The organism is Corynebacterium sp. MSK006 (assembly GCF_030232385.1).
Lineage (GTDB): Bacteria > Actinomycetota > Actinomycetes > Mycobacteriales > Mycobacteriaceae > Corynebacterium > Corynebacterium frankenforstense_A.
On record NZ_JASPJZ010000005.1, the window covers coordinates 109,793 to 128,157 of the forward strand.

The window sequence follows — 18,365 nt, forward strand, 5'->3', positions numbered from 1 at the left end:
CGGCTCACTCGCTGACGGAGACGACCCGCCTCTTCCCGGACTTGCTGTCCTTACCGTCAGCGCCCTTGCCGTCCTCATCGGCACCGCCGCCGCGGACGTCGGCGTGCTCGAGGTCGAACATCTCGCTGAGGAAGTCGGCCACCCACTGCAGCAGGTCCTCGTCGCGCAGCTTCGGGTCGGTCAGCTTGCGCCCGGCCTTCGGGAAGGGCAGCTGGATCGCCTTGGCGGCGGCCCGGTAGTTCGAGCCCGGGTAGAGCCGCTTGAGGCGCACCTGGCGCGAGTCGCTGAGCTCGACGGGGTGGACCTTGATGCGCGTGCCCTGCACCGCGATGTCGGTCACCCCGGCCCTGCGGGCCTGGTGGCGCAGCCGGGCCACGGAGAGCAGCCGGGCGACCTCCTCGGGCACGGGCCCGTAGCGGTCCTCCATCTCCTCGACGGCCAGCTGCAGGTCCTGATCGGACTCGGAGGCGGCCAGCTGGCGGTAGACCTCGAGGCGCAGCCGCTCGGAGTTGATGTAGCTCTCCGGGATGTGGGCGTCGACGGGCAGGTCGACGCGGATCTCCTTCGGGCCCTTGTCGGTGGCGTCGAGGGTCTTGCCCTCGGCCAGGGCGCGGTAGGTCTCCACGGCCTCGCCGACCAGGCGCATGTACAGGTCGAAGCCGACGCCCTCGATGTGGCCGGACTGCGCGGAGCCGAGCACGTTGCCGGCGCCGCGCATCTCGAGGTCCTTCATGGCCACGGCCATGCCCGCGCCGAGGTCGTTGTTCTGCGCGATCGTCGAGAGCCGGTCGTACGAGGTCTCGGTGAGCGTGGTGCCCTTCGGGTAGAGGAAGTAGGCGTAGCCGCGCTCGCGGGAACGCCCGACGCGGCCGCGCAGCTGGTGCAGCTGGCTGAGCCCCATATGGTGGGAGTTCTCCACGATCAGGGTGTTGGCGTTCTGGATGTCCAGGCCGGTCTCCACGATGGTGGTGCACACCAGGACGTCGTACTCGCGGTCCCAGAAGCCCTGCACGGTGCGCTCGAGGATCTCCTCGCTCATCTGGCCGTGGGCGACGACGATGCGCGCCTCGGGCACCAGCTCGCGCAGCTGGCGGGCCTTCTTCTCGATGTCGGAGACCCGGTTGTGGATGTAGAAGACCTGCCCGTCGCGCAGCAGCTCGCGCCGGATGGCGGCGGCGACCTGCTGCTCCTCCTCGGGGCCGACATAGGTCAGCACCGGGTGGCGGTCCTCGGGCGGGGTGAGGATGGTGGACATCTCGCGGATGCCGGACATCGACATCTCGAGGGTGCGCGGGATCGGGGTAGCCGAAAGGGTCAGCACGTCGACGTGGGTGCGCAGCGCCTTGATGTGCTCCTTGTGCTCGACGCCGAAGCGCTGTTCCTCGTCGACGATGACCAGCCCCAGGTTCTTCCAGTTCACGCCGGTCTGCAGCAACCGGTGGGTGCCCACCACGATGTCCACGGTGCCGTCGGAAAGCTCCTTGAGGATCTCCTTGGCCTCCCTGCCGGAGGTGAAGCGCGACAGCCCCTTGATGGTCACCGGGAAGCCGTCCATGCGCTCGGCGAAGGTGGCCAGGTGCTGCTGTGCCAAGAGCGTGGTCGGCACGAGCACGGCGACCTGGCGGCCGTCCTGGACGGCCTTGAAGGCCGCGCGCACGGCGACCTCGGTCTTGCCGTAGCCGACGTCGCCGACGATGACGCGGTCCATCGGCACCGGCTTCTCCATGTCCTCCTTGACCGCCTCGATGGCCGCCATCTGGTCCTCGGTCTCGACGAACGGGAAGTTGTCCTCCAGCTCGCGCTGCCAGGGGCTGTCGGCGGCGAAGGCGTGCCCCGGCGCGCTCTGCCGCTTGGCGTAGAGCTCGATGAGCTCGCCGGCGATCTCGCGCACGGCGGCGCGCGCCTTCTTCTTGGTGTTCTTCCAGTCGGAGCCGCCCATCTTCGACAGGGTGGGAGCCTCGCCGCCGGAGTACTTGCTCAACAGGTCGAGCGAGTCCATGGGCACCCACAGCTGGTCGGCGGGCTGCCCGCGCTTGGACGGCGCGTACTCGAGGACGATGTACTCGCGCCGCGAGGTCTCGTCGCCGGCCTTGATGGTGCGCTCGGCCATCTTGAGGAAGCGGCCGATGCCGTGCGTCTCGTGCACCACGTAGTCGCCGGCTTTCAGCGCGAGCGGGTCGACACGGTTGCGCCGGCGCGCCGGGCGGCGCTTGGCGCCGGCGATGTCGCCGACGCGGTTGCCGGTCAGGTCCGTCTCCGTGACCACGACGAGTGGGTGCGTGTGCTTGCCGACGCCCGCGTCGGCCACCGCCGGAAAGACCAGTCCGGCGTGCGAGAGTGCCTGGTAGATGATGATCTCGCCGGGCTCGGGTACCGCGCCGGGCTCGGCGACCCGGTTGGGGATGCCCTTCTCCGAGAAGCGCTCGGCCATGCGCTTGACCAGCCCGCGGGTGGGCGTGACGAAGGCGGCGCGCCCGCCGTGCCGGGTGTGCTCGTGGAGGCGGCCCATCATCTGGTCGATCTCGCCGAGGTCGCCGCGCGGGGCGGGGCCGGCCTCGAACTCGAGGGGCAGGGTGACCTCCTCGCCGGCGACGAACATGCCGGGCGGGGCGAAGGTCCACCACGGCAGGCCGCGGTCGCGGGCGGCGTCCTCGAGGGTCTCGACGTCGAGGTAGGACGCCGCGGAGGTGTCCACGCCCTCGGCGGCCACCGGCCCGGCCGCTCCCATGGCGGCGGCCTCCCAGCCGGCGGCGAGGAACTCGTTGTCGGTGGTCTCCAGGTCGTGGATGCGGGTGCGGATCTTCTCCGGGTTGACCAGCATCACGTGGGTTCCCTCGGGCAGCAGGTCGGTCAGCGGCACCAGCGGGGTGTCCGTCAGCGCCGGCAGGATCGCCTCCATGCCGTCGGCGTAGGTGCGCTCGGAGACGCGGGTGAGCAGCTCGGTCAGCGTGGGGTTGCCGGGGTGCTCGACGGCGAGCTTCTCCGCACGGGCGGCGACCTCGTCGGTGATCAGCAGCTCGCGGGCCGGGTAGATCTCGACGCGGCCGACCTCGATCTCGGAGATGGTGCGCTGGTCGGCCACCGAGAACTGGCGGATCTCGCTGACCTCGTCGCCCCAGAACTCGACGCGCACGGGGTAGTTTGCGGTCGTCGGGAAGACGTCGAGGATGCCGCCGCGCACGGCGAACTGGCCGCGGCGGGCGACCATGTCGACGTGCTCGTAGGCGCGGAAGACCAGCTGCTCGGTCAGGGCGGAGAAGTCGTGCTCCTCTCCCTCGGCGAGCACCAGGCCCTCGCGCCCGGCGGCGGTCTTGAGCACCGGCTGGCAGAAGCCGCGCGCCGGGGTGACCACCACCTGCGTGTCCTGAAGGTGGTCGAGGACGGCGGCGCGGCGGCCGACGATGTCCGCACCCGGGGAGAGGCGCTCGTGCGGCAGGGTCTCCCAGCTGGGGAAGAGCGCGACCGTCTCGCCGAGCATCGCGCGCAGCTCGGCGGTCAGGTCCTCGGCCTCACGGCCGGTGGCGGTGACCACCAGCAGCGGGGTCTTACGGGCCAGTGCGCCCAGCGCCCAGCTGCGGGCCTGGTCGATGCCCGTGACGTGCAGGGTGGGGTCGCCGACGTTGGCGACCAGCCCGCGCATCTTCGGGTCCGTGGCGGCGACCTCGAGCAGCCCCGAGAGCATCGCCCCGGTCCCCTTCTCGGTTGTCTTCCCGTGTCCAGCGGCGGTGCGGGCCACCTAGATTCCTTCTTTCTCGAGTTCGGTGCGCAGTTTGGCGGCGGGTTCGGAGAGCGCGGGCTCCGGCTCCAGGCCGGCCAGCCCGTTCCAGCACAGGTTGACGATGTGCGCGGCGATCTCGTCCTTGGGCACCTCGCGGTGCTCGAGCCACCACTGCGCGGACATGGAGACCATACCGACCATCGCCTGGCCGTAGAGAACCGCGTGGTCACGGTTGAGCCCCTGGCGCTCGAACTTGTCGCCGAGGATGTGGGAGACCTGGCTGACGGCCTGGTTGAGCAGGGTCGAGTAGGAGCGCTCGCCGGTGGCCTGCCCCGCGCCGGCGTCGCGCACGAGGATGACGAAGCCGTCGGTGTCCTGCTCGACGTAGGTCAGCAGCGCCACGACGGCCTTCCCGATGCGCTCGCGGGAGCGTCCGCGCACGAGGGACTCGGTGATGACCTTCTCCAGGTGGTTCATCTCCCGGTCGACGACGACGGCGTAGAGGCCCTCCTTGCCGCCGAAGTGCTCGTAGACCACCGGCTTGCTCACGCCGGCGCGCGCGGCGATGTCCTCGACGCTGGTGCCGTCGAAGCCGCGTTCGGCGAAGGCCCGCCTGCCGATCTCGATGAGCTGCTCGCGGCGCTGCCTGCCCGTCATCCTCTGCCTGGCCATGGGTAACAGCCTATCGCGACTGACACGCATGCTCCCCTGCGGCGACTGGGCGGCCGCGGTGGTGCGGTATCGTATGCACGAAGCGCACGGTCCCACCGCGCGCGGTTCCCCATGGTGTAATGGCAACACTACGGTTTTTGGTACCGTCATTCCAGGTTCGAGTCCTGGTGGGGAAGCTTTTCCGGGTCGCCGTAGCCGGCAGGGCCACCCGACGCCTGCGCCGGCCGCAGCGTTCGCCGCAGCGCGCAGATGACCAGGCCGGCGTAGGCGGTCACCGCCGCCACCGCCCCGCCGATGACGAGGGCGCGCGACGCCGTCTCCGCGAACCCGCACCCCGCGGGGTAGAACATCCGCGGGTAGACGGCCCCGCTCTCGCAGCGGGGGTCGGGCATGTCGCCGAAGTCCGGCACGAACCCCAGCGCCACGAGCTGGGCGAGGAAGAACATGCCGGCCAGACAGGCCTCCCCGCGCCCCGGGCTCCGGACGCCTCCCGTGCGCCACGGCCGGTTCGCCAGCACGAGCAGGCCGACCAGGACCAGGTTGAGCACCGGCAGGCCGACGAGGCCGAACATGAGCAGCATCAGCAGTATCCAGCCGCCCAACCCCATGACGGCACGCAGGACGAGCACCAGCGGGCACACCGTGACCGCCGAGACCACCCAGCCGATCCAGAAGGCGGGTGAACCCGACGTCCGCCTGTGCCCGGGGCCCGGGCCCGTCCATCCGGTCATGGGACGGATGCTATATCAGTTCCTACGTATCCGTCTCCGGCTCGGCCGACTCAACGGCGTCCCCGCCCCGACGAATCAGTCGACCTGCCCCGCCGCTCGCGCCGGCGCCGCAGCACCCGGCGGGTGGCCAGGACCCGGAGGCCCACGTAGGCGGCGAGCATCAGCAGCAGCCCGCCGACGACCACCACACCGGTCGCCACCTCGGCGAAGCGGCAGCCCCCGGCCAGGAGCAGCACCGGGTACATCGAGCCCCCGGGGCAGGGGCGGTCCGGGGTGTCGGTGGCGTCGACCATGAACGCGAGCACCACGGCCTGGCCGATGAAGTACAGGCCCGCCAGGCGCCGCTCCCACGGCGTGAGACGCAGGCCCCGCCCCGCGCCGCGCGGGCGGTAGAGCAGAGCGAGACGGCCCAGCACGAGCAGATTGATCAGGGGCAGGATGGTCAGCCCGTACATCACGGTCAGCACCGTCATCCAACCGACCAGCCCGAAGAGCAGGCGCACGGGGACCACGACCAGCACCTGGGTCAGCGTCGAGGCCACCCAGGCGTTGCGGAAGCCGCGCCAGTCGGTCTCGGGCGCCTTCTCCGGCGCCTGCTCCGACCCCGTCACCTCATCCACGACCCGTATCCTTCAGCGATCCATCAGTGCGCGTGCGCCGCGTGGTCCTCATGGAGGCCCTCGGAGTAGGCCACCGGATTCAGCCGCGGCTCCTGGTCCGGCTCGGTCATGACGAACTGGCCCATCATCCCGGAGTCCTCGTGCAGCAGCATGTGGCAGTGGTACATGTAGGCCCACTCCGGGTCCGGGTAGTGGCCGAACTCGACCGCCAGGCGCGCGGTGGCCCCCGGCGGCAGCTGCACGGTGTCGCGCCAGCCGGTCGTGGGCACGGGCACGTCGGTGTCCTTGACCTCGAGGATGCGGAAGCGGGAGTTGTGGATGTGGAAGTTGTGGATCCAGTCGGTGTTCTCATTGGTCACCGTCCACACCTCGGGCCCGTCGTGGTCGATGGTCAGGTCCACCCGCGACATGTCCATCGTGCGCCCGTTGATCTCGAAGGTGTTCAGCGCGAAGTCGCGCTCCGGCGCGTCCGCCACGTCCGGTCCCTCCGCGGCGGCCGGGTCGAGCACCTCGGGCACCGGGCCGGCCGGCTCGGCCAGGGAGTCCGCCGCGGTGATCTCGAGCAGCTCGAAGGTGTCCTTGAGCCCGAAGTCCAGCGAGTACTCGTCCTCGGGGACGTCCATGTTCTCCTCGAACGGCACCGCCTTGAGCATCGTCGTCTCGCCCTCCTCGAGCTCCACGACGATTTCGGCGCGCTCGCCGGGGCTCATGCGCAGCTCGGTGAGGGTCTCCGGGGCGTCGAGAAGCCCGGAGTCCGTGGCCACCAGCTGGAACTTACGGCCGTCGTCGAAGGCGAGGTTGAAGAAGCGCATCGTCGCCGCGTCGAGCAGGCGCAGGCGCAGCCGCTTCGTGGTCGCCTCGAAGGTCGGGGCGGTGATGCCGTTGACCGTGGGGGTGTCGCCCTTGAGGCCGAGGTCCGGGTCGATCCCCTCGTTGAGCGAGCCGTCCTCGTTGAACTTCTGGTCCATCAGGACCACCGGGATGTCGTCGACGCCGTACTCGTGCGGCAGGTCGAGCCCGTCGGCGACGTCGTCGGCGATGACGATGCCGCCGGCCAGCCCGCGGTAGGCGTGCAGCTCGGTCTCCATGTGCGGGTGCGGGTGGTACCACAGCGTCGCCGCTGGCTGCTCGACCGTCCAACCGGGCTCCCAGGTCTCACCGGGCTCGATGCGCGAGTGCGGCCCGCCGTCGGAGACCGCCGGCAGCTTCATGCCGTGCCAGTGGATGGTGGTCATCGTGTCCAGGCCGTTGTGCACGTGCATGCGCACCCGGTCGCCGCGGCGCATGTAGAGCGTCGGCCCCAGGTGCCCGCCGTTGAAGCCCCACACACGGGTCTTCCTGTCCGGCAGCACGTTGACCTCGTGGGCGCCGGCGTCGAGGTGGAAGACGCGCTCGCCGCCGACCATCTCGCCCTCGTCGAGTGGCGGCACCGGCAGCGGACGGCGGTCCTCCTCGTAGCCCTGCGGCTGCGGCTGGTCGTCGCCGCAGGCGGTCAGGGCGGCGCCGGCGCCAGCGAGCACGACGGCCGCGGCGGCACCCTTGAACAGCGTGCGACGTCCGATGGGATTCACGGCGGATACTCCTTTCGACGGATACTGCAGGCCACTGTAGCCGTCCGCCTCTCCCCCGCACCCCCGGCGGCGGTCGCGCCGAACGTCCCGCCGCGCGGTAGCGTTATGCCCAAATGGACGAACGCGAACTCGAAGAACACAACGCCCGCCGCTTCGTGTGGGCCAACGGGCTGCAGAACGTCGGCGACCAGATCATCTCCCCGAAGTCGGTGCTGCCCTGGCTGTTCACCGCCGCCGGGGTGCCGGCGGCCCTCTCCGCCCTCCTGGTGCCGATCCGCGAGTCCGGCTCCATGCTCCCCCAGGCCGCCATCACCCCGTGGGTGAAGGCGCAGCGCTCGCGGGTGCACGCCTGGACCCTCGGCGCGCTCGGCCAGGCCGCCGGTGCCGCCGGCATCGCCGCCGCGGCCGCGGCCCTGCGCGGTACGGCCCTCGGCGTGGTCGTCCTCGTCTGCCTGGCGGTGCTCGCCCTGTCGCGCTCGGTGTGCTCGATCTCCTCGAAGGACGTCCAGGGCCGCACCGTCTCCAAGGGCCGCCGCGGCCGCGTGACCGGACGCGCCACCGAGCTCGGCGGCCTGGTCGCCCTGATCGGCGGCCTCGCGCTCGGCCTGGCCGGCTCCGACCTGCCCGTCTGGGCGATCGCGGTGCTCTCCGGGGTGGCCGCCCTGGCGTGGGTGGTCGCCGCGCGCGTCTTCGCCGGCGTCGCCGACCCCTCCACCTCGATTGACGACGCCCCCGCCGACGAGACGTCGGCGGGAAAGGGCGGCGTGGACTGGCACTTCTTCTCCTCCTGCGCGCGGCTCTTCGCGGCCGACCGCCAGTTCCGCACCTTCGTGATCGTGCGCACCCTGATGCTGGTCACCGCGCTGTCGACGACCTTCCTGGTGCTGCTGGCCGGCGAGGCGGGCACCGACCTGACCGGCCTGGGCGCCTTCGTGACCGCCTCCGGGCTGGCCGCGCTGATCGGCGGCCGGGTCTCCGGCTGGCTCTCCGACATCTCCTCGCGCACCGTGATGTCCTACGGCTCGGCGATCGCCGCGGTGATCCTGCTGGCCGTCGTCGCCGTGGACCACTGGGCGCCGGACGGCCTGCTCGCCTGGGTCGCCCCCGTCGCCTTCTTCGCCGTCACGCTGGTGCACACCGGCATCCGGGTCGCCCGCAAGACCTACGTCGTCGACATGGCCGAGGGTGACCGGCGCACCGAGTACGTCGCCGGCGCGAACACCCTGATGGGCGTGGCCCTGCTGGCGGTGGGCGCGGTCTCGGCCGGCGTCGCCGCCCTCGGCGCCGACGCCGCCCTGGTCTTCCTCGCCGTCCTCGGGCTCGCGGGCACCGTCGGTGCCCACCGCCTACGGGAGGTCTCGACGCACTGAGGGGCACCGCGCGGCGTCGTCAAGCGAAACCGGATACGCCGCACAGTTATGCTTGCCCCTAGCCGGGCGACGCGACGCAGCCCACACGGGCGCCCCGCGCCGCCGACCCGCACAATCCCCGCACACATCGACCCGCGGCGCACGAAGCGCCGCACGGAGGTTTCCCGCCCGTGAGCGACACCACCCAGGATCTGGCCGTCATCGTCCTCGCCGCCGGCCAGGGCACGCGCATGAAGTCGAAGAAGCAGAAGACGCTGCACGCCATCGGCGGGCGCAGCCTGCTCTCGCACAGTCTGCACGCCGCGGCCGGGGCGGGGGCCGCCGAGGTCGTCGCCGTGGTCGGCCACGGCCGCGAGCAGGTCTCCCCCGCCGTCTACGAGGTCGCCGCCGAGCTGGGCCGCGGGATCCGCCAGGCCGTCCAGGCCGAGCAGAACGGCACCGGCGACGCCGTGCGCTGCGGCCTCGACGAGCTGCCCGACTTCGCCGGCACCGTGCTGGTCACCAACGCCGACGTCCCGCTGCTTCAGCCGGACACCCTGGCCGGCCTGGCCGCCGCCCACCGCGACTCCGGCGCCGCGGTGACCGTGCTGACCATGGAGCTGGCTGACCCGACCGGCTACGGACGCATCGTGCGCAACGAGTCCGACGAGGTCACCGCCATCGTCGAGCAGAAGGACGCCTCCGACGCCGAGCGCGCCATCCACGAGGTCAACTCCGGCATCTTCGCCTTCGACGCCGCGGTGCTGCGCTCCGCGCTCGGCCGCCTCGACACCGACAACGCCCAGGGCGAGCTCTACCTGACCGACGTGCTGGCCATCGCCCGCGGCGACGGCGAGAAGGTCGCCGCCCACCGCACCGACGACCCGGCCCAGCTCGCCGGCGTCAACGACCGCGTGCAGCTGGCCGCCGCCGGCCGCGAGCTCAACCGCCGTGTCGTCGAGCGCGCCATGCGCGGCGGCGCCACTGTGATCGACCCGGCCACCACCTGGATCGACGTCACCGTCGAGATCGGCTCGGACGTCGTCATCGAGCCGGGCTGCCAGCTGCGCGGGGCCACCCGCATCGCCGACGACGCCGTCGTCGGCCCGGACTCCACGCTGACCGACATGGTCGTCGGCGAGGGTGCCCACGTGGTGCGCACCCACGGCTTCGAGTCCGAGATCGGCGCGCGCGCCAACGTCGGCCCGTTCACCTACATCCGCCCGGGCACCACGCTGGGCGAGGAGGGCAAGCTCGGCGGCTTCGTCGAGGCGAAGAAGGCCACCATCGGCCGCGGCTCGAAGGTGCCGCACCTGACCTACGTCGGCGACGCGGAGATCGGCGAGGAGTCTAACATTGGCGCCTCGAGCGTCTTCGTCAACTACGACGGCGTCAACAAGCACCGCACCAAGGTCGGCTCGCACGTGCGCACCGGCTCGGACACCATGTTCATCGCTCCGGTGACCGTGGGTGACGGGGCGTACTCGGGGGCGGGTACAGTGATCAAGGAGGATGTCCCCGCAGGTGCGCTCGCGGTTTCCGCCGGACGGCAGCGCATCATCGAGGGCTGGGTGGAACGCAAGCGGCCCGGTACGCCGGCCGCCGACGCCGCCCGCGCGGCGCGCGAGGCCGCATCCGGCACGAACAACCCCACAGACGGCGGCGACCAGCAGGAAGGCGAGCGTTAACTCCCCCATGACTGCCCACTGGAAGCAGACCCACAAGAACATGATGCTGTTCTCCGGGCGTGCGCACCCGGAGCTCGGCACCCAGGTGGCCAAGGAGCTCGGCATCGAGCTGACCCCGACCACGGCACGCGACTTCGCCAACGGCGAGATCTTCGTGCGGTTCGAGGAGTCGGTCCGCGGTTCCGACTGCTACGTGATCCAGTCGCACACCCAGCCGCTGAACAAGTGGCTGATGGAGCAGCTGATCATGATCGACGCGCTCAAGCGCGGCTCTGCACGCACCATCACCGCGGTCCTGCCCTTCTATCCCTACGCCCGCCAGGACAAGAAGCACCGCGGCCGCGAGCCCATCTCCGCCCGCCTGGTCGCCGACCTGCTGCGCACCGCCGGTGCGGACCGCATCGTCTCCGTGGACCTGCACACGGACCAGATCCAGGGCTTCTTCGACGGCCCGGTCGACCACATGCACGCGCAGCCGATCCTGACCGACTACATCAAGTCCAAGTACGACATGGACAACCTCTGCGTCGTCTCCCCGGACGCCGGCCGCGTCAAGACCGCCGAGAAGTGGGCCAACACCCTCGACGGCGCGCCGATGGCCTTCGTGCACAAGACCCGCAGCGTCGACGTGGCCAACCAGGTCGTCTCCAACCGCGTGGTCGGTGACGTCGAGGGCAAGAACTGCATCCTCATCGACGACATGATCGACACCGGCGGCACCATCGCCGGCGGCGTGCGCATCCTCAAGGAGGCCGGCGCCAAGTCCGTCGTCATCGCCTGCACCCACGGCGTGTTCTCCGACCCGGCCCGCGAGCGCCTCTCCAAGTGCGGCGCCGAGGAGGTCATCACCACCGACACGCTGCCGCAGTCGACCGAGGGCTGGTCGAACCTGACCGTGCTCTCCATCGCCCCGCTGCTGGCGCAGACGATCCACGAGATCTTCGAGAACGGCTCCGTGACCCACCTCTTCGAGGGCTCCGCCTAGTTCTCTCCCCCGGTTCGCGGGCCTTGAGCCCGGGACCGTGGGACCACCCTGCCCCGCCGCCACGTGCGGTGGTGCGGGGCGGTTTCGTCGCGGGGGCAGTTTCGTCCGGCCGGGACCGGGTGGTAAGGTGCTTCAAGTCTCGGCGAGGGCACGGGGAGGACGACTCCCACGGCCGTTATCGACGCGATTGAACTTCCCATACTTCGGCGCACCTGCCCGCAGGTCGCGCCCGAGGCCTGCGGAGACTCGGCGAGAACGATCACCGGGTCGGCCGCGGGCCTTCCGTCATTTTCAGGGACACCGCCGGGCCGACAACAACGCTTCAACTAGGAGGACCCAGAAATGGCCGACTACAAGACTCTCCAGGCCGAGCCGCGCACCGAGTTCGGCAAGGGCGCCGCCCGCCGTCTGCGCCGTGAGTGGCGCGTGCCGGGCGTCATCTACTCCGGCGACACGGAGACCATCCACTTCTCGCTGCCGCTGCTCGAGATCCAGTCGCTGGTGCGCAACCACGGCGTCAACGCCATCGTCGAGATCGAGCTCGAGGGCGAGAAGCACCTGACCATGGTCAAGCACGTCGACCAGAACGTGCTGACCTTCGACATCGACCACGTCGACCTGCTCGCCATCAAGCGCGGCGAGAAGGTCGAGGTCGAGGTCCCGATCGTCGTCGAGGGCGAGCCGCAGGCCGGCACCATCGCCGTCCAGGACGCCTACGAGCTGCTCGTCGAGGCCGACGTGCTCAACATCCCGGAGGAGATCATCGTCTCCGTCGAGGGCCTGGAGATCGACACCAAGATCACCGCCGGCGACCTGCAGATGCCGGGCAACACCACCCTGGTCGCCGATCCGGAGACCCTCATCGCCTCCATCTCCTGGCCGGAGCCGGAGGAGGACGAGGACGCCGAGGACGAGGCCGCCGAGGAGATCGACGAGACCGACGCCTCCGACGTCGAGGCCACCGAGGAGGACGCCGACTAGTCGGCTTTCCCCTCCCCTCGAGGACCCGCCCCGCGACCTTCCCGGTCGCCGGGCGGGTTTTCCCGTCTCGGGCCCGGACGCCCCGCGCCCGGGCCGGGCCTGCTAGTCGAAGACGACCGTGCGGTTGCCGTAGACGAGCACGCGGTCCTCGAGGTGGAAGCGCAGGCCGCGGGCGAGGACCTGCATCTCCGCGTCGCGGCCCAGCCGCGCCAGGTCCTCCGGGGTATCCTTGTGGCTGACCCGGATGACGTCCTGCTCGATGATCGGGCCGTCGTCGAGGTCGCTGGTGACGTAGTGGCAGGTCGCCCCGATCAGCTTCACGCCGCGCCGGTAAGCCTGGTGGTAGGGCCGCGCCCCCATGAAGGAGGGCAGGAAGCTGTGGTGGATGTTGATCGCGCGGCCGGCCCACATCTCGCACAGGTCCGGCGGCAGGATCTGCATGAAGCGGGCGAGCACGATCGCGTCCGGCTCGTAGCCGTCGACGATGCGGGCGACCTCGTTGAAGGCGGCGCGCTTGCCCACCTGGTCCGCCGGGAAGGGCACGTGGTGGAAGGGGATGCCGTGGGACTCGGCGACCTCGCGCAGGTTCTCGTGGTTGCCCACCACGGCCACCACGTCCATCGGGTAGTCGCCCTGGGCGACCCGGCCGAGCAGGTCGCGCAGGCAGTGGCCCTGCCGGGAGACCAGCAGGACGGCACGCTTGACCTCGGCGGTGTCCCACAGCTTCCACTGCACGGACTCGCCGAACTCGGCGGCCACCGGCGCGAACTCCGCGCGCAGCTGCTCGACGGTCTCGGTCACGCTGTCGGCGCGTACGGCCTGGCGGGTGAAGAACCAGTCGGTGTGCGGGTCGAGGAAGTAGGAGGCCTCGGTGATGGTGCAGCCCCGCTCGGCGAGGAACTCCGCGAGGCGGGCGACGATGCCGACCCGGTCGGGGCAGCCGAAGGTCAGGACGTACTGGTGCTCGTTCATTCCCCCGATCCTAGCGGGGCGCCCGGCCTGCAATACTGGGGCCCATGAACGCCTCCGATCCCGCCCGCACCCCGGACTCGCCCCTGCTCGTCGTCGGGCTGGGCAACCCGGGCCCGCGCTACGAGGGCACCCGCCACAACCTGGGGTTCGCCGTCGTCGACGAGCTGGCCTCGCGCCTGCCGCAGGCGCACTTCGCCGCGCACAAGCGCTCCGGGGCGCTGGTGGCCGAGGCCCGCGCGCTGGGCCCCGGCGGGCGCCCCGGCCGCAAGGTGGTGCTGGCCAAGCCGGGCAGCTACATGAACCTCTCGGGCAGGCCGGTGCGCCAGCTCGCGGACTTCTTCCACGTCGCCCCGGCCGACGTCGTGATCGCCCACGACGAGCTCGAGCTCGACCTGGGCGAGGTGCGCATGCGCCGCGGCGGCGGCGACCACGGCCACAACGGGCTGCGCTCGGTGACCAAGGCGCTGGGCACCAAGGACTACACACGGCTGTCCTGCGGCATCGGCCGCCCGCCGGGCCGGATGGACCCGGCCGACTTTGTGCTGCGCCCCTTCGCCAAGAAGGAGCGCGACGAGGTGCCGATCATCGCCGCCGACGCCGCCGACCTCGTCGAGAAGCTCCTCTGAGGCACCCTCTCCTGCGGTAACGTGGCCCCCGTCACCCCGCCGCCGACCGAGGAGCCCTGATGACCTGCGAGACGCCCGACGGCTGGACCGCCGACGTCCTGCTCGCGGACGGCCGCCTGGCCACCCTGCGCACCACCCGCCCCGCCGACCGCGCCCTCCTGGTCGACTTCTACGCCGGGGTCTCCGAGCGCTCCCGCTACCTGCGCTTCTTCGCCTCGCACCCCGAGCTGACCGAGGCGGACCTCGACGCCTGGACCGCACCCGCGACCGCGGACCGGGTCACGCTGGTGGCCACGGTGCGCGGCGCGGTCGTCGCCGTGGCCGGCTACGCCGTCGTCGACGCACTTCCCGGGCGCACGGCGGACGTCTCCTTCCTCGTGCGCGACGACCAGCAGGGCCGCGGCCTGGCGGCGATCCTGCTCGAGCACCTCGCCGACCACGGCCGCGAGGCCGGGGTGGACCGCTTCTTCGCCGAGATGCTCGCCGAGAACCGCGCGATGATCCAGGTCTTCGTCCGCGCCGGCTACGACGTCCACCCGCGCCTCGAGTCCGGCGAGGTCGTCGTCGACTTCCCGCTGACCCCCACCGGCGACTCCCGCGAGGTCATGGCCCGGCGCGCCCACCGCGCCGAGGCCGCCGCCGTGCGCCGTCTGCTGCACCCGGACTCCATCGCCGTCGTCGGCACCGAGGCCGCACTCGGCCCCATCGCCCGCGCGATCGCCGAGGGCGGCTTCGCCGGTTCCCTGCAGTGCGCACTGACCAGCCCAGAGACGATTGACGACGCCCCGGTGCCCGCCGCCGGGCGCACCGCGCACGCGGTGCGCGGGTTGGACTCACCGGTGGATCTGGTGGTCGCCGAGTTCCTGCCCGATGAGCTCGAGGCGGTCTTCGACGCGGCCGCCGAGCTGGGTGCGACCGGGGTGCTCATGCTCGCCCGCGGCCGCAGCCCGCGCCTGGCCGGCGACGAGGCGCAGCGCTTCGTGGCCGCCGCCCGGCGCCGCGGCCTGCGCGCGCTGGGGCCGGCCTCCCTGGGGCTGATCGCCGCCGACGAGCACGTCCGGCTCAACGCCTCGCCGGCGCCGACGCCGCGGGCCGGGCGCGTCGGCCTCTTCGCGCAGTCGGCCGGGGTGGCCGCGCTCGTGCTCTCCCGGGTGCTCGAGCGCGGCGTGGGCCTGGCCAGCGCGATGGCCACCGGCGCCTTCGCCGACGTCACCGCCAACGACGTCATGCAGTACTGGCTCGACGACCCGGCCACCGAGGTCTGCCTGCTCTCCCTGGACACCGCCGGCAACCCGCGCACCTTCTTCCGGGTGCTGCGCCGCCTGGCCGCCGCCAAGCCCACCGCGGTCTTCCTGCCCTCCCGGGCGCTGTCCTCGGCGCGCCACCACGAGGTCGACGGGCTGCCCGCCGCCCCGCCGGCGGCCGTCGACGCGGTCATCCGGCACGCCGGGGCCATGGTGGTCCCCCACCGCGAGATGCTGGTGGACATCGCCCAGATCCTCGCCCGCCACCCCGCCCCGGCGGGGCCGAACGTGGCCGTGATCGCCAACTCCGCCGGGCTGACCGGGCAGATGGCCCAGGCCGCGCGCCGCTACGGGCTCGTCCCCACCGCGCACACCGCCGAGGGCGACCCGGTGCCCGCCCTCCTTTCTGCCACCCGCGATGCGCTGGACTCGGGTGCCGACGCCGTGGTGGTCGCCGTCGTCGAGCTCGGCGAGCCCGTGCTGCAAAGCGCCCACAAGGGGCTCACGCGGCTCGCGGCGGACGCGCGGGTGCCACTGGTGGCCGCCTACACCGGCTTCGGCGAGCTGCCCGGCGCCGTGACCGGGGACGCCGGTCCGGAGGCCCGCGGCGAGCTGCCGGTGACGCTTACCTACGCCGGGGCACTCGAGGCGCTCGCCCACATCGCGCTGCGCCGCAGCGCGCCGGCGTCGGGGACGGCGGACGCCGCCGGGGAGGCGGACGTGGACGTCGCGCGCGGCGTCGTCAATTCCGTGCTCGTGGACGCGCCCGCCGGCCGTGAGCTCACCGACGACGAGTGCCGAGAGGTGCTCGCCGCCTACGGGGTGGACGTGCTCGACTTCCGGCGCGTCGCGGGCCTCGACGAGGCCGTCGCCGCGGCGGAGGAGTTCGGCTGGGACGTGGTGCTCAAGGCGACGCACCCGGCGCTGCGCTCGCGGGCGGACCTGGGTTCGGCGATCCGCAACATCGGCGATGTCGGGCAGATGCGCGCGGCGTGGGTGGCGCTCTCCCGCCTGGCGAAGGCCGCGGGGGCGGATCCGGCCGGGCTGACGGTGCAGGCGACGGTCGGGCCCGGGACCTCGCTGCGGGTGCGCGGCATCGAGGATCCGGCGCTGGGGCCGATGGTCTCGGTGGCGGTCTCGGGGCCTACCGCGGAGCTGGCCGGCGACGTCTCCTGGCGCGTGGCTCCCGTCTCGCCCCGCGATGCGCGGGTCATGCTCGAGGAGCTGGCCGCGGCCGACCTGCTGCGCGGCTGGTCGGGAACCCCGGCGGCCGCCCTGGAGCCGGTCGCGGAGGCGATCGCCGCGGTCAGCCGGCTGGGCGACGGCCACCCGGCGCTCGTCGACGTGGAGCTGGTGCCCCTCATCGCGGGCTCCCGGCGGTACTGGGTCGCCGGGGCCCGTGCCCGCGTCGCGCCGCTCGCCCCGGAGCGCGACCCGCTCGCGCGGACGCTGTGAGCACCTCACGCCGGCCCTTTTAGTTACCCTGGCCACATGAGCGACTCCGCCACCGAGTTCCACCGGTCCTTCCGAAACAACGCGGACGACTACCTCGCCGAAGCGCTCGGCGGGCTCGTCGCCGCCCACCCCGACGCCGAGTGGCACGAGGAGGGGTTCATCGCCCGCGCCACCGGGCGCGACGCCAACCGCATCGCGGTGCTCTCCGGCGGCGGCTCCGGCCACGAGCCGCTGCACGCCGGCTTCGTCGGGGCGGGCATGCTCGACGCCGCCGTGCCCGGGCGCCTGTTCACCTCCCCGAACGCGGTGCAGATCGCGGCGGCGACCCGCTGGGCCGACCGCGGCGCCGGGGTGCTGCACGTGGTCAAGAACTACACCGGCGACATCATGAACTTCGCCGCCGCCCGCCGCGCCTGCGCCGACACCGCGACCCGGGAGGTCGTCGTCGCCGACGACGTGGCCACCGACTCCCCCGACTCCGACGCCACCCCCGAGCAGAACGACGGGCCCGGGCGGCGCGGCACGGGCGCCACGGTGCTCGTCGAGAAGATCGCCGGGGCGGCCGCCGCCCGCGGCGACGACCTCGACACCGTCGCCGAGCTCGCCCAGCGCGCCGCCGACTCCTCCCGCTCCATGGCCGCCGCCCTGGCCCCGGGCCATCTGCCCACCACGGGCCGGGCGACCTTCGACCTGGGCCCCGGCGAGATGGAGCTCGGCGTCGGCATCCACGGCGAGCCCGGCAGGTCGCGTGAACGCGCGGAGGACGCCTCGAGCATCACGGCCAGGCTGCTCTCCCCAGTGGCCAAGGCCCTCTCCCTCGACTCCGGGGACGAGGTCTACCTGCTGGTCAACGGCCTGGGCGGCACCTCGCGCCTCGAGCTGGACCTGATGTACGGCCAGGCCGTCTCCTGGCTCGACGACCACGGCGTCACCGTCTCCCGCGGCATCGTCGGCTCCCTGGTGACCTCGGTGTCGATGGCCGGGGTCTCGGTGACGCTCATGAAGGCCTCCGCCGAGTTCACCGAGCTGCTCGACGCCCCCACCGGCGCGCCCGCCTGGCCGCACCGCATCGCCGGAGCCCCGGACGCCGGCGCCGCCCGCGGCGCCGGGGAGTACCGCCCGGCCCGCCTCGACTCGGGGATCGGACAGCCCGGCGACGGGGACGCCCCGGCCAACGAGTGGCTGAGCGCCTTCATCGAGCGCGTCCAGGGCGCGGTCGAACCGCTCGGCGAGCTCGACCGGATAGCCGGCGACGGCGACTTCGGCGCCAACATGTCGGCCGCCTTCGGCGATCTCGAGCTGCCCCTGCGCGGCGACGACGCCACCGTGCTCGAGAACCTCTCCCGGCGGATGTTCGTGCGCGCCGGCGGCACCTCCGGCGCCGTGCTCGGCACGCTGTTCAGCCAGCTCGCCGGCGCCGACGGACTCGCCGAGGGCCTGCGCCGCGGCCTGACCGAGGTCCAGGCCCTGGGCGGCGCCCGGGTCGGCGACCGCACCCTCGTCGACGCCCTCGCCCCCGCAGCCGACGCCGCTGAGACTGCGGAGACCGCGGAGGCGTTGCCGGAGATCTTCGCGGCCGCCCGCGACGGGGCCACCGGCACCGCGGGCCTGGCCGCGCGCAAGGGACGCGCCAGCTACATCGGCGCGGGCACCGACGGCGTGCTCGACCCCGGAGCCGTCGTCGTGGCCTGGCTGTTCGGCGGCACCGGACAGCTCAGCGACTTCGACGCCGACTGACAAGGCCCCTCCCCCT

The 18,365-nt window shown here is 72.4% G+C and carries 13 protein-coding genes; 7 read left to right on the top strand and 6 right to left on the bottom strand.

The window, feature by feature from the left end:
• Positions 1 to 4: 4 nt before the first annotated feature.
• The 5 genes from mfd to QQA02_RS04850 form a co-directional block, all read right to left on the bottom strand.
• On the bottom strand, positions 5 to 3,682 hold the full coding sequence (gene mfd, locus QQA02_RS04830) for a transcription-repair coupling factor (protein WP_284773046.1): 3,678 nt from the start codon (positions 3,680 to 3,682) through the stop codon (positions 5 to 7).
• 54 nt (positions 3,683 to 3,736) lie between these two features.
• Positions 3,737 to 4,390: a TetR family transcriptional regulator gene (locus QQA02_RS04835; RefSeq protein WP_284863451.1), complete on the bottom strand. Its 654-nt coding sequence runs from the start codon at positions 4,388 to 4,390 to the stop codon at positions 3,737 to 3,739.
• Positions 4,391 to 4,536: 146 nt separating this feature from the next.
• Positions 4,537 to 5,121, bottom strand: a complete 585-nt coding sequence (locus tag QQA02_RS04840; RefSeq protein ID WP_284863452.1) for a hypothetical protein — start codon at positions 5,119 to 5,121, stop codon at positions 4,537 to 4,539.
• 50 nt (positions 5,122 to 5,171) lie between these two features.
• The gene (locus QQA02_RS04845; protein ID WP_284863453.1) at positions 5,172 to 5,741 is read right to left on the bottom strand and encodes a hypothetical protein; all 570 of its coding nucleotides are present in this window, start codon (positions 5,739 to 5,741) and stop codon (positions 5,172 to 5,174) included.
• Positions 5,742 to 5,764: 23 nt separating this feature from the next.
• Positions 5,765 to 7,312 (bottom strand): multicopper oxidase family protein, encoded by a 1,548-nt coding sequence (locus tag QQA02_RS04850; RefSeq protein WP_502870974.1) that lies wholly within the window; start codon positions 7,310 to 7,312, stop codon positions 5,765 to 5,767.
• Positions 7,313 to 7,425: 113 nt separating this feature from the next.
• Between QQA02_RS04850 and QQA02_RS04855 the strand changes: the two genes are divergently transcribed.
• From QQA02_RS04855 to QQA02_RS04870, 4 genes are all read left to right on the top strand, one after another.
• Positions 7,426 to 8,682 carry an MFS transporter gene (locus QQA02_RS04855; protein ID WP_284863454.1) on the top strand — a complete coding sequence of 419 codons (1,257 nt, stop codon included), beginning with the start codon at positions 7,426 to 7,428 and terminating at the stop codon, positions 8,680 to 8,682.
• Between the two features lie 170 nt (positions 8,683 to 8,852).
• The gene (gene glmU, locus QQA02_RS04860; protein WP_284863455.1) at positions 8,853 to 10,349 is read left to right on the top strand and encodes a bifunctional UDP-N-acetylglucosamine diphosphorylase/glucosamine-1-phosphate N-acetyltransferase GlmU; all 1,497 of its coding nucleotides are present in this window, start codon (positions 8,853 to 8,855) and stop codon (positions 10,347 to 10,349) included.
• Positions 10,350 to 10,356: 7 nt separating this feature from the next.
• Entirely contained in the window at positions 10,357 to 11,334 is a 978-nt protein-coding gene (locus tag QQA02_RS04865) for a ribose-phosphate diphosphokinase (protein ID WP_284772834.1), read from the top strand.
• Between the two features lie 342 nt (positions 11,335 to 11,676).
• Positions 11,677 to 12,315 carry a 50S ribosomal protein L25/general stress protein Ctc gene (locus QQA02_RS04870; RefSeq protein WP_284772833.1) on the top strand — a complete coding sequence of 213 codons (639 nt, stop codon included), beginning with the start codon at positions 11,677 to 11,679 and terminating at the stop codon, positions 12,313 to 12,315.
• A 102-nt stretch (positions 12,316 to 12,417) separates the two neighbouring features.
• Here the strand turns inward: QQA02_RS04870 and purU are convergent, their stop codons facing one another.
• Complete coding sequence (gene purU / locus QQA02_RS04875; RefSeq protein ID WP_284772832.1) at positions 12,418 to 13,287, bottom strand: formyltetrahydrofolate deformylase; 870 nt, start codon at positions 13,285 to 13,287, stop codon at positions 12,418 to 12,420.
• Between the two features lie 44 nt (positions 13,288 to 13,331).
• Between purU and pth the strand changes: the two genes are divergently transcribed.
• Genes pth through QQA02_RS04890 form a run of 3 tightly spaced genes read left to right on the top strand, consistent with a single transcriptional unit; the run spans position 13,332 to position 18,349 of the window.
• Positions 13,332 to 13,913, top strand: a complete 582-nt coding sequence (pth, locus tag QQA02_RS04880) for an aminoacyl-tRNA hydrolase (RefSeq protein ID WP_284772831.1) — start codon at positions 13,332 to 13,334, stop codon at positions 13,911 to 13,913.
• A 59-nt stretch (positions 13,914 to 13,972) separates the two neighbouring features.
• Positions 13,973 to 16,612: a GNAT family N-acetyltransferase gene (locus tag QQA02_RS04885; protein WP_284863457.1), complete on the top strand. Its 2,640-nt coding sequence runs from the start codon at positions 13,973 to 13,975 to the stop codon at positions 16,610 to 16,612.
• Positions 16,613 to 16,648: 36 nt separating this feature from the next.
• Positions 16,649 to 18,349, top strand: coding sequence for a dihydroxyacetone kinase family protein (locus tag QQA02_RS04890; protein WP_284863458.1), 1,701 nt, complete (start codon positions 16,649 to 16,651; stop codon positions 18,347 to 18,349).
• The last annotated feature ends 16 nt before the right edge of the window (positions 18,350 to 18,365 follow it).

Bases quoted from the DNA above. Each gene is read 5' to 3' on its own strand.
- mfd (WP_284773046.1), bottom strand. From the start codon at position 3,682: ATGCTCTCGGGGCTGCTCGAGGTCGCCGCCACGGACCCGAAGATGCGC.
- QQA02_RS04835 (WP_284863451.1), bottom strand. From the start codon at position 4,390: ATGGCCAGGCAGAGGATGACGGGCAGGCAGCGCCGCGAGCAGCTCATC.
- QQA02_RS04840 (WP_284863452.1), bottom strand. From the start codon at position 5,121: ATGACCGGATGGACGGGCCCGGGCCCCGGGCACAGGCGGACGTCGGGT.
- QQA02_RS04855 (WP_284863454.1), top strand. From the start codon at position 7,426: ATGGACGAACGCGAACTCGAAGAACACAACGCCCGCCGCTTCGTGTGG.
- QQA02_RS04865 (WP_284772834.1), top strand. From the start codon at position 10,357: ATGACTGCCCACTGGAAGCAGACCCACAAGAACATGATGCTGTTCTCC.
- QQA02_RS04870 (WP_284772833.1), top strand. From the start codon at position 11,677: ATGGCCGACTACAAGACTCTCCAGGCCGAGCCGCGCACCGAGTTCGGC.
- purU (WP_284772832.1), bottom strand. From the start codon at position 13,287: ATGAACGAGCACCAGTACGTCCTGACCTTCGGCTGCCCCGACCGGGTC.
- pth (WP_284772831.1), top strand. From the start codon at position 13,332: ATGAACGCCTCCGATCCCGCCCGCACCCCGGACTCGCCCCTGCTCGTC.
- QQA02_RS04885 (WP_284863457.1), top strand. From the start codon at position 13,973: ATGACCTGCGAGACGCCCGACGGCTGGACCGCCGACGTCCTGCTCGCG.
- QQA02_RS04890 (WP_284863458.1), top strand. From the start codon at position 16,649: ATGAGCGACTCCGCCACCGAGTTCCACCGGTCCTTCCGAAACAACGCG.